Raw genomic sequence first — 11,224 nt, 5'->3', positions numbered from 1 at the left:
AATGCCTGCTGAACTGAATGGTTCACCTCTTCTGATCCGCAATGTCCGTCCTGTCGCCTTCGGAAGCGACACGCCGGAAGGGCAGATCGATATCGCCGTCGGTGCCGATGGCAGGATTGCCGCGACAGGGCGTGGCCTGCCGGTTGCCGAAGGTACTAAGGTGATCGACGGGAACGGCGCCTTTATCTCGCCGGGCTGGACCGATCTTCACGTTCATATCTGGCATGGTGGAACGGATATCTCGATCCGGCCGTCGCAATGCGGTGTGGAGCGCGGCGTCACCACGCTGGTCGATGCGGGTTCGGCAGGGGAGGCCAATTTCCACGGCTTTCGCGAATATATCATCGAACCGTCGGTCGAACGGATCAAGGCCTTCCTCAATCTCGGTTCCATCGGTCTAGTCGCCTGCAACCGCGTGCCGGAACTCAGAGATATCAAGGATGTCGATTTCGACCGGATCGTACAATGCTATGAGGAAAACCGCGACCACATCATCGGCATCAAGGTGCGCGCCAGCCACGTGATCACGGGTTCCTGGGGCATCACGCCGGTCAAGCTCGGCAAGAAGATCGCCAAGATCCTCAAACTGCCGATGATGGTGCATGTCGGTGAGCCGCCGGCGCTTTACGAGGATGTTCTCGACGTGCTCGGCCCCGGCGACATCATCACCCATTGCTTCAATGGCAAGCTTGGCTCCTCGATCATGGAAGACGAGGATCTGTTCAATCTCGCCGAGCGCTGCGCTGGCGAGGGCGTGCGGCTCGATATCGGTCATGGCGGTGCCTCCTTCTCCTTCAAGGTGGCGGAGGCTGCCATCGAGCGCGGGCTGATGCCGTTCTCGATCTCAACGGATCTGCATGGTCATTCGCTGAACGGCGCGGTCTGGGATATGGCGACCACCATGTCTAAGCTTTTGTCGGTCGGCATGCCGTTCGAGAAAGTGATCGAGGCCGTTACTCATGCGCCGGCTCAGGTTATCGGCCTGCCGATGGATGATCTGTTGAAGCCCGGTTCGCGCGCCGAATTCACGGTCTTCAATCTCAAGGATGAAGAGCTGGACGTGGTCGATTCCAATGGTGATCCGGCGCATATGACCCGGCTTTTCGACCCCGAATATGCGGTGATCGGCCCCCACGCCGTCAAGGCATCTCGGCACACGCCCGGCACCTGGCGCGCTGGCTATAACGGACAGAATTACGCATTCCGCTGATTGCGAGCGCGATCGGGCGAAGGAAATTGAAATGACAGGAGCATTTGTGTCCAACACGTCTGAAATGGAAAAGATGCAGGCACCGTCGGTTGCCACTCGACTGCAAGAGCTCGGGATCGAACTGCCGCCAGCACCGCCGCCGATTGCCAATTTCGCTGCCTTCAAGCAGGAGGGCAACATGCTCTATCTCTCCGGTCAGGGGCCGAGCGAAAAAGATGGATCGCAGCATTATGGCAAGGTCGGCGCCGAGGTCAGTGTTGAGGATGCCTATCAGCATGCCCGGCTTACCGGGCTCAACCTTCTGGCCGTGATGCAGGACGCCGTCGGCGATCTCGACCGCATCAAACATATCGTCAAGATCCTCGGCATGGTCAATGCGAGCCCGGATTTCACCGCCCATCCGAGCGTCATCAATGGCTGCTCCGATCTTTTCGTTTCGGTGTTCGGTGAGAACGGCATTCATGCCCGTTCCGCCGTTGGTCTCGGTTCATTGCCGAACAATATCACGGTCGAGATCGAAGCCATTGTGGCGCTGAAGGACTGAGATCAATGCGAGTGCCAGCCCATCAACGTCTCGATATGCGCTGCAGACTGGCGGACAAAGTCGCCATAGGGCTGGTCGCCGGATGTCGCCTTGTGCTCGGGCAGAACGATGGAGATCGTGGCAACGCATTCGCCTTCCGTGTTGAGAATGGGCGAGGCGATGCAGGCAACGGCATAATCGGATTCGCCGACCTGCACCGAAAGCCGCTTCTCAAAGGCTTCGCCCGCCGCCCTGGAAAGGTCGACCGGATCAATCGCGGCGCGGCCCGTTGGCGACGCGCGCGCACCGCGCTTGAAAAGCTCGATGCGTTCCCTGTCGGGCATATGGCCGACGAGAAGCCTGCCCGAAGCGGTCCAGTTGAGCGGAATGCGCGAACCAACACGCGACATGACCTGAAAATGGCTTGGCCCATCGGCCATGGCCATGACCAGCATATGGTGCCCGTCGCGGCCGCAAAGCTGCACCGTTTCGGCGGCACGGCGGCAGAGGTCGTGCATTTCCTGGGTAGCGACGCGCATGAAATCGACCGACCGGGCATAGGCGATGCCGTAATTGTAAAGCCGCGGCCCCAGCCACAGCGTGCCGTCGCTGGCACGTGTCAGAATGGTCTTCTCAACGAGGTCGTCAACAATCGTGTAGACGGTGGAAAGCGGCGCCTTGATCCCCTTGGCAATCGCATAGCCACCCGCCGGCTCGCCGGTTTCGTAGAGGAAATCGATGATCTGCAGCACGCGGTCAATACCGCTAACACGGCTGCGCTTGGCTTTGGTTTCGCTCGTTTTGGCTTCTTCGGCGCTATCGGTCATGATTTTAGCTTTGGCTATTCCTGATCTTTGAGTGTTGTTACGTTATTATGATATATATGTCGAGTTGCAAAGGGTGCTTTCGGCATTTTCTAGGAGAATGACATGAGTGAGGATATTCGTCCGTCGCTTGGCTTGAGACCGGTGATCAATGTCTCGGGAACGATGACCAGCCTTGGCGCCTCGATCGCCGTGCCGGAGGCGGTGGCAGCCGTTCAGAAGATCATGCCGCAATTCGTGGAGATGAATGATCTCCAGCGCAAGGCGGGTGAAATCATTGCCCGGCTGACGGGGGCGGAAGCCGGTTTCGTCACGGCATCCTGCTCATCCGGCATCTCGCTTGCCGTTGCCGGTACCATCACGGGCACGGATCTTCTGGCGGTTGAACGTCTGCCAGAAGTCAGGACGGCGAAGAAAGAGGTTCTGGTCCAGGTCGGCCATATGGTCAATTACGGCGCTCCGGTCGATCAGGCGATCCGGCTTGCCGGTGCCACCGTCGTGCCGATCGGTCAGGCGACCTCGACCCATCGGTTCCATCTTGAAAATGCGATCACGGAAAACACCGCCGCTGCCGTCTATGTCGTTTCCCACCACGTGGTCGATTACGGTCTGCTGCACCTTTCCGAATTCGTCGAAATCTGCCATGCGCGCGGGGTTCCGGTGATTGTCGATGCCGCGTCGGAATACGATCTGCGCGGCTTTCTGGAAACCGGGGCGGATCTTGCGCTTTATTCTGGGCACAAGTTCCTCGGCGGTCCCACGTCGGGCATCGTCGCGGGCAAAAAGGAAATGGTGCGTCACGCCTATCTGCAAAATCTCGGTATCGGCCGGGGCATGAAGGTCGGCAAGGAAAGCATCTTCGGCGTCATGGCGGCGCTTGAAGCCTGGGAAACCCGCGATCATGAGGGTATCCGTGCGCGTGAGACCAGCTATCTTGATCTCTGGAAGGCGATATTGTCCGGCCGTCCCGGCGTCAATCCGGTGATCGATCCCGATCCGACCAACAACCCGCTCGACCGGCTGAAAGTGCTCATCGATCCGTCGGAGGCACGGATCACTGCCTGGGATCTGGCAGCGGCACTGGCGGCGGGCGATCCGCCGATCATCGTGCGCGATCACGAGGCGGAGCATCACTATTTCTATCTTGATCCCTGTAATCTGCATCCGGGGCAGGAAGAGATCGTGGCACGGCGTCTCGGTGAGGAACTCGACAAGGCCCAGCGCTCCAACGCGATCATCGCCACGCCGATCGAAGAGCTCAGCCGCCATCGCTTTGACGGCCTGCTCCGCTGGCCTGACTGAGTGGCCAGCGTCGCTATTCAATAAACACAAAGGGGATATCGCCATGATGAGCCATGAAGCCGCGAACCAGCCGGAACCCGTCCTGTCGGTTGAAAACCTGACCACCGCCTTCTTTTCCGATGGCGTGTGGAGCAGCGTCGTGCGCAATGTTTCCTTTGATGTCATGCCTGGCGAGACACTGGCGATCGTTGGCGAAAGCGGTTCGGGGAAAAGCGTTACCTCGCTGTCGATCATGGGGCTCTTGCCGCGTGACACGGCGAAGGTGACGGGCAGCATCATGCTTGGCGGACGCGATCTTCTCGCGCTCTCGGATCGGGAGATGCGGGGCGTGCGCGGCGCCGATGTCTCGATGATCTTTCAGGAGCCGATGACCAGCCTCAATCCGCTGTTCACCATCGGTGACCAGATTTCCGAGGCGATCCGTTGTCATTCCGGCATGTCGAAGAAGGATGCGCGGCTGGAAACCATCCGGCTTCTGGAGAAGGTGCGCATCCCCTCGGCGGCATCGCGCTTTGATGAATATCCGCACCGCTTTTCCGGTGGCATGCGCCAGCGCGTGATGATCGCCATGGCACTGGCGGCAAAGCCCAAGCTGCTGATCGCCGATGAGCCGACGACGGCGCTTGATGTCACCATCCAGGGGCAGATCCTCGATCTCATCAAGACGCTTCAGGATGAGGAGGGGACCTCTGTCCTGTTCATCACCCATGATATGGGGGTGGTCGCCGAGGTGGCGGATCGCACCGTCGTCATGTTTCGCGGTGAGCAGATCGAGACAGGCCGGACGGCGGATATTTTCGCCAAAAGCGTTGAACCTTACACGCGGGCGCTTCTGTCTGCCGTTCCGGTTCTGGGCTCGATGAAGGGGGCAGCGCTTCCGGCGCGCTTTCCGGTCATGGATGTCAAAAGCGGTGAGACGGAAGAAGTCCGTGAGACCAGCGATACGGTGAAGCGTAGCGATGCGCCGGTGCTTGAAGTCCGGAACCTGAGCAAGCGCTTTGATATCCATTCCGGCCTTTTGTCGCGCCTGACCGGACGCGTCCATGCGGTCGAAAACGTCTCCTTCAAGCTTCATGCAGGCGAAACCCTGTCGCTCGTGGGTGAAAGCGGCTGTGGCAAATCGACAACCGGCCGTGCCGTGATGCGCCTGATCGAGCCGGATGGCGGTGAAGTCCTGGTCAATGGCGAAAGCGTGCTCGGCTATGGCCGTAGTGAAATGCGCAAACTGCGCCAATCGGTGCAGATGATCTTTCAGGATCCTTTCGCCAGCCTCAATCCGCGTATGACTGTCGGAGAGGCGGTGGCCGAACCCTTTCTCGAACATGGAATGGGAACGCGAAGCCAGGCACGCGACAAGACGGCCGAAATTCTCGAAAAGGTCGGCCTGTCCGCCGATATGGCGAAACGGTTTCCGCATGAATTTTCCGGCGGGCAGCGCCAGCGCATCTGTATTGCCCGGGCGTTGATGCTCGATCCGAAGGTGATCATCGCCGACGAAAGTGTTTCGGCACTCGACGTGTCGATCAAGGCACAGGTGATCAATCTGATGCTCGATCTTCAGGAGAGCATGAATATTGCCTTCCTGTTCATCTCCCACGACATGGCCGTGGTCGAAAGGCTCAGTCATCAGGTGGCGGTGATGTATCTGGGTGAGATCGTTGAGATCGGACCGCGTGACATGGTGTTTTCCAATCCGCAGCATCCCTATACGCGCAAGCTGATGGAGGCGGTGCCGATCCCCGATCCCGCACGTCTCGGCATGCGGCGCGGCGGCCAGGTGGAAGAGCTTAAAAGCCCCATCCGCCCGCTCGATTTCGCTGCCAAGGCCCGCAATTACTATGAAGTCGCGCCGGGACATCTCTGCCTGAGCGACTGAACGGGGTTTCAGGCCTTCCTCCGACGCATCGATGTCGCTGCGGTCATCGATGCTTTTGGGCAACGTATCGCGAAATGAATTTACGTTTTGACCTTTGTGCCAGCGTAAAATATTGCACTGACTTACATTTTCGACGACTGTAGCGCTACTGTCCAAATACGCCCGGATGGGGGGCTTTTCATTGGACTATACGGGGAAATCTTTCTATACGGGCGTCTGTATCGTGTTCGGATTTTCTTGAGCAGATGGGGTATTTGGCTGCAATGCGAGCTCAAGGCAGAATAGTTTGACGGAATATTTGTCTGGAATCGCGTCAATGATCTCGAAGAAAATATTTGTCTCAGTCGTATATTTCAAGAAATCTGAGGTCATTCGTACAGCGTATCTGAATCCGGTTCAGGCTGGCGCAGCTGTTGCTGGCCGGGAAAGACTGGATGGAATTTTGGGCGATGATAGTGGAGATAATATTTCCGTAAAGAACGCTGCCTGGAACGAGCTGACGGCAATATACTGGATGCGCCATAATGTTGATGCTGAATACTACGGTACGATGCATTATAGGCGCCTTTTATGTTTCTCGGCCAAAGCGCCGCATCATTTGCCATTTTGCGCGGTTGGCGAGAGCGAGTATGAGCGATTCGGCTGGGACGATGCGCTCATTGAAAAGGCCTGTTCGGAAAATGATATCCTGATACCACAAAGGCGCCCGGTTCTGCTTTTTGGCATGCCCGAGCTTGAATTGACGCCACTCGAATTTTATGCACATCAGCATCAGATCGCCGATATGGCGCTTATTGAGGAGATCGTGCGCGAGCAGTCGCCGCATATCTATCCCTATTTCGTCCGGGTTCTGACGGGCCGGCGCGTGTTTTTCAACAACATTACCGTCATGCGCAAGGCTCTGTTCATTGAATATGCCGACTGGCTGACGGCGGTGATCGAGGCAGCAGAAAAGCGGCGGGACCTGGGTGATTATGACGCCTATCAGGGGCGCATCTGGGGTTTTTTGGCGGAATATCTGACCAATGCCTATGTGCTGTATGCCGAAGCGGTTCATGATGCCAAGGTGAAGGAATTGCCGCTTGCCTGGGGAACGCGCCCCGTTCCCGAAATCAGCCCGGAGCAGGCTCTGGCGCGCGCGCGCGGTTTGCGCCGGGTGCAGGAGCAGCTGCCGGCTGCTCAGGGTGGCGAAGATATTCATGTGGCCTTCACCATCACCAAGGGATATGTGGCCCATCTGGCGACTTCTATCCTGTCCTGCCTGCAGACAACGGCCAATCCGGCACGTCTCAACATCTTCGTCGTTAATGATGGCTCGATCGGTGCGTCCGATCGCGACAGGTTGATGGCGCTTGCGGGGCGCTACGCCGCTCGGCTGAGTTTCGTTGATTTCGATGATCGTAGTTTGCGCTGGCTGCCGCAAGAACGGCCCAATAGCGTAACGGCGGTCTATTATCGCCTTGCTCTGCATCGGCTTCTGCCTGACACGGTTGACAGGGTCATCTATCTTGATGCTGACCTGTTGCTGATCGAGCCGCTGGAGCATTTGTGGGAGACCGATCTTGAGGGATGTGGCATTGCCGCGGCACCGGAAAGTGCCGGGCTTCTTCACAGCAGACGGCTGCGCATGCCCTATGGATCGCGTTATTTTTCTGCGGGGGTTCTGCTCATCGATCTTGCCACTATGCGCAGGATGGATTTCGATCAGGCTGTTCTGACGATTATGCGGGAGAAGGGGAGTGACATGGTTTCCCATGTTGACGACATCCTCAATCTCCTGTTCTGCGGTAATGTCAAAATGCTGCATCTGCGCTGGAATGCCGTGACGAAGCTATATGAGGAAAACGCTCTGGAACCCTCCTATGATGAGGCAGAGGGGAACCTGGCTGCGAAAGAGCCGTCGATCATTCATTTCTCAGGCAAGGCCAAGCCATGGAAGCGCAAATGCGTCCATCCCCTGAGTGAGCTTTACTGGGATTACCGCAACCAGACACCCTGGGCGGAAAGCTGGCGGGAACAGCATATACGTCAGCTGTTTCGTTATCTTCGCCTCAAGCACCGGGACCGGAAACGTCGTCTTGGTTACAAACTGTCGTCGGGTGGTTGAAGGCCAGTGCTTACTGGTGCCCAATTTTAAAGGCTGCAGGCATGAGCCTGCAGCCTTTTTTGATGAGGTTCAGTATGGGTTCGGGGCCTGCTCAGGCCCTTTCCCGCTCGTCTGCGAGATGGGGCGCTTCCTGGTTGATCCGCGGCAAAAGCTGCATTTCGTAGAGTTTGCGGTAGGCACCCTGCCGCGAGAGAAGTTCGTCAGGCGGGCCCTGCTCGACAATGGAACCATTTTCAACGACGACGATATTGTCGGCGGCTGCCACCGTCGAAAGCCTGTGGGCGATAACGATGGCCGTGCGGCCGCGGGTCAGGCGCTCGATTGCTTCCTGAATCAATGCCTCGGAATGGGAATCCAGTGCGCTGGTCGCTTCGTCAAGGATGAGAATCTCGGCCTGGCGAAGGATGGCGCGGGCAATCGCCAGTCGCTGGCGCTGGCCACCGGAAAAGTTCGAGCCATTATCCGCGACAGGTGTGTCGTAGCCCTGGGGCATATGGGTGATGAAGTCATGCGCGTTGGCCGCTTTGGCTGCCTCTATAACTTCTTCATCACTCGCGCCTTCACGGCCAAGGCGGATGTTGTCGCGGATGGTCAGGTCTTTGAACAGGAAAGTATCCTGCCCGACATAGGCCATTCGGCCATGCAGGCTTTGATAGGTGATATCGCGAAGATCAACGCCGTCGATCTTGACGGCACCCTCGTCGACATCAAACAGGCGCATGACCAGGCTGACAATCGTTGATTTTCCGCCGCCGGAACGGCCAACAAGCGCCGTCATCTTGCCGGCTGGCACGTTCAGGTTGAGGCCGGTGAAAAGCGGGTTTTCTGCGTCATAGGCGAAATGGACGTTTTCAAAGGTGATGCTGCCATGGCCTTCCGGCAGGGCGATGGCATCCGGTTTTTCCTTCATGCCGACGGGATAATCATTAATCTCGTAAAGCATGCGAACGCCGACCATGCCGGCTTCAAGGTTGACGCGCATGCGTGCCAGGCGCTTGGCAGGTTCATAGGCGAGTAGCAGCGCTGTGATGAAGGACATCATTTCGCCAGGCGTATTGCCCTTGCCGACGACCCAGAAACCGCTCAGTGCAATAACACCGGCAATCGCGAGACCGGAAAGGGTCTCCATGATCGGGCTGGTGGCAGCACTCAGGCGGGCAATCTGGTTCGAACGGGTCTCGACCTGCCGGACAACCTTGTCCATGCGATCGCTCATGTAGTTTTCAAGATTGAAGGTCTTGATGACGCGAATGCCTGTGGCGGTGTCCTGCACATTCTGGATGATCGCCGCCAACGAGGCGAGCTCCTGCTGCATGATTTCGCGTACCTTTTTGGTCAGGACGCGCACACCGTAGAAGGATATCGGGCCGACGATGATGGCAACCAGGAAAAGCATTGGCTGCTGGATGATCATCACGACAACAAGACCGATCAGGGTGAACAGGTCGCGCACAAAGGACGTGACCATCAGATCGATCACCGAACGGGCAGCCTGTGCGTTGTTGGTAATACGCATGACCAGTTCGGAAGACGGGAATTTTGCAAAGAAGCGGATGTCCTGCAGCAGTACGAGATTGAAGACCTTGCGCTGAACTTCGGCGATGATGTTGTTGCCAGCCTTACTCAGGAACACGGCCTGAATATAGGTCGCAAAGCCCTTGACAATGAAAATCACCGCCACACCGACAGAAAGCATCAGAACGCGCTGAAGATCTTGTGAAACGACCGTCTCGTTCACAATATCCTTCATGATCCATGCGCTCAGCGCTGTCACACCAGCGGTCACCAGCATCGCGCAAATCGCGATCGTATACCAAGGATATTGTTTACGAAGATTTTCGGAAAGCAAGCGCACCAGAAGCGTTTTGCTCTGCCGATCCAGAAACGATTTGAACACGCGAAAACCTTTACCTGTTCTCGATCCGGGCAGAGAAGAACATGTCTACTTGTCCCCCCGGAGCGCGGGTTCGGCGACAGCCGAATGCAGGATGCAGGCACTTTTGCTCTGCTCTTGCCCTGTTATCTTGGTTCTGACACATATCGCCAGCGCGGTGAAAACGCAAGATGCACGGAAGACACGGCCGCCGCAAAATAAATACAGCCTAGGATAGCATCGTAGCCCGTATATGTCGATCACCGGCGTTTTTATCCTGGCCAGGAGGCGCGTTCGGTCTGAGTTGCGCAGGGTTGCCAATCTGTTTATAGCCGGTGTCAGAGACGCAGGGCGGCGAAGCCGTAAGGAACCGGACATGGAGATCGAGAATTATCTGCTCTGCCGGCCCCATGGTGGGCTGAATGATATGCTCGTTCAGATTGAGCTGTGTCGCGCTTACGCCGCGTCCCATGCGCGCGTTCTTGTCGTTGACATGAACAGAAGTGGCTGGAAAGACGATTTTCAGCGCTATTTCGAGCCCTTGCCGGGGTTCGGGCCCGTCGGACGTGCCTGGTCGATGGACATGGCTCGGCATCTCGCTGAGATTAACGACGTGGTTCCGGCTGAGATTGGCGGCCGGATCAGGGACTATCAGTTCAGCCAGGCGGGGACGGTCTTCCTGCTTGCTGGCAGTGACATCCGTCTGAGCTTTGATTTCAGCGTGAAGCATGACGCACGGCTTCTTGTCCATGAGCAATGCGGCGGCGGCCTCGAATCAATCGACTTCCTGCGCCATGTCCGTTTTACCTCAGAGGCGGCGAATGCCATTCTTCGGCGGATCATCCCTCTCGGTGCCGATTACGATGCAATTCACGTGCGCCATACCGATATGAAGACGGACTATCAGGGTTTTCTGAAACGCATCGCGCCCGCACTTGCCGGGCGACGCGTGCTTTTGTGCACAGACAGTCATGCTGTCCAGCAGGAAGCTCCGGGGCTGCTTGCCGGCTGCGCAGAGGTGCTGACCCTTGGTGCCGTACCCGATACCGGCGATCTGGGGCTTCATTATCACAATGAAGGTGATGTTTTTGAACGCAACCTTGGCAGCCTGGCCGATCTGGTCGCGCTTGCCTGCTCAAACAGCCTCTATTTCACCAGTGTCAGGGATGGGGACAATACCGCGCGTGTCTCTGGCTTTTCCCTGTTGGCGGAAGGTCTGCATCACCAGCCGAAAATGATCCGCGCATTGATGGGGGCAGCCGATGGCGAACTGCGTGCGATCTTTGAAAATCTGCGCAATGCTGCCGGTCGGCCGGATCTTTCCATCCGGCAGTTGCTTGCTCGCAACCTTGTGAACTTCGGACAGCTTTATTGGAACAGGGAGGCCCGCAAGCGGGTCAGGCGCCTTCACCGCCGCATAGAAGCGACGGTGAAGAACAATTGAACAGCTCGACGGCATCGCCCGATGCTGCCGGTCCATTCTTTTGATGCGTGGGTTATCGAGAAAGC

The 11,224-nt window shown here is 57.4% G+C and carries 8 protein-coding genes; 6 read left to right on the top strand and 2 right to left on the bottom strand.

The genetic code is table 11. The features are described from left to right. Nucleotide 1: 1 nt before the first annotated feature. Together FJU08_RS19250 and FJU08_RS19245 are read left to right on the top strand one after the other, a co-directional pair. Nucleotides 2-1,210 carry an amidohydrolase/deacetylase family metallohydrolase gene (locus FJU08_RS19250; RefSeq protein ID WP_141150675.1) on the top strand — a complete coding sequence of 403 codons (1,209 nt, stop codon included), beginning with the start codon at nt 2-4 and terminating at the stop codon, nt 1,208-1,210. 31 nt (nt 1,211-1,241) lie between these two features. Continuing rightward, entirely contained in the window at nt 1,242-1,754 is a 513-nt protein-coding gene (locus FJU08_RS19245; protein WP_141150674.1) for a RidA family protein, read from the top strand. A gap of 2 nt (nt 1,755-1,756) precedes the next feature. On the opposite strand, the gene FJU08_RS19240 is transcribed toward FJU08_RS19245, so the two are convergent. Further along, the gene (locus FJU08_RS19240) at nt 1,757-2,560 is read right to left on the bottom strand and encodes an IclR family transcriptional regulator (protein WP_141150673.1); all 804 of its coding nucleotides are present in this window, start codon (nt 2,558-2,560) and stop codon (nt 1,757-1,759) included. A 102-nt stretch (nt 2,561-2,662) separates the two neighbouring features. Here FJU08_RS19240 and FJU08_RS19235 point away from each other — a divergent pair, with 102 nt between their 5' ends. From FJU08_RS19235 to FJU08_RS19225, 3 genes are all read left to right on the top strand, one after another. Then, nucleotides 2,663-3,859, top strand: coding sequence for an aminotransferase class V-fold PLP-dependent enzyme (locus tag FJU08_RS19235; protein WP_141150672.1), 1,197 nt, complete (start codon nt 2,663-2,665; stop codon nt 3,857-3,859). Nucleotides 3,860-3,902: 43 nt separating this feature from the next. Beyond that, nucleotides 3,903-5,735, top strand: a complete 1,833-nt coding sequence (locus tag FJU08_RS19230) for an ABC transporter ATP-binding protein (protein WP_141150671.1) — start codon at nt 3,903-3,905, stop codon at nt 5,733-5,735. 316 nt (nt 5,736-6,051) lie between these two features. Then, complete coding sequence (locus FJU08_RS19225; protein WP_141150670.1) at nt 6,052-7,842, top strand: DUF4422 domain-containing protein; 1,791 nt, start codon at nt 6,052-6,054, stop codon at nt 7,840-7,842. 91 nt (nt 7,843-7,933) lie between these two features. Here the strand turns inward: FJU08_RS19225 and FJU08_RS19220 are convergent, their stop codons facing one another. Then, nucleotides 7,934-9,739, bottom strand: a complete 1,806-nt coding sequence (locus tag FJU08_RS19220; protein WP_141150669.1) for an ABC transporter ATP-binding protein — start codon at nt 9,737-9,739, stop codon at nt 7,934-7,936. A gap of 352 nt (nt 9,740-10,091) precedes the next feature. On the opposite strand from FJU08_RS19220, the gene FJU08_RS19215 reads away from it, so the two are divergent. Next, on the top strand, nt 10,092-11,159 hold the full coding sequence (locus FJU08_RS19215) for an O-fucosyltransferase family protein (RefSeq protein ID WP_141150668.1): 1,068 nt from the start codon (nt 10,092-10,094) through the stop codon (nt 11,157-11,159). Nucleotides 11,160-11,224 lie beyond the last annotated feature (65 nt).

The sequence above is a fragment of the Martelella alba genome (genome assembly GCF_006516955.1).
GTDB lineage: Bacteria > Pseudomonadota > Alphaproteobacteria > Rhizobiales > Rhizobiaceae > Martelella > Martelella alba.
This window is presented reverse-complemented; position numbering and strand designations above follow the sequence as displayed.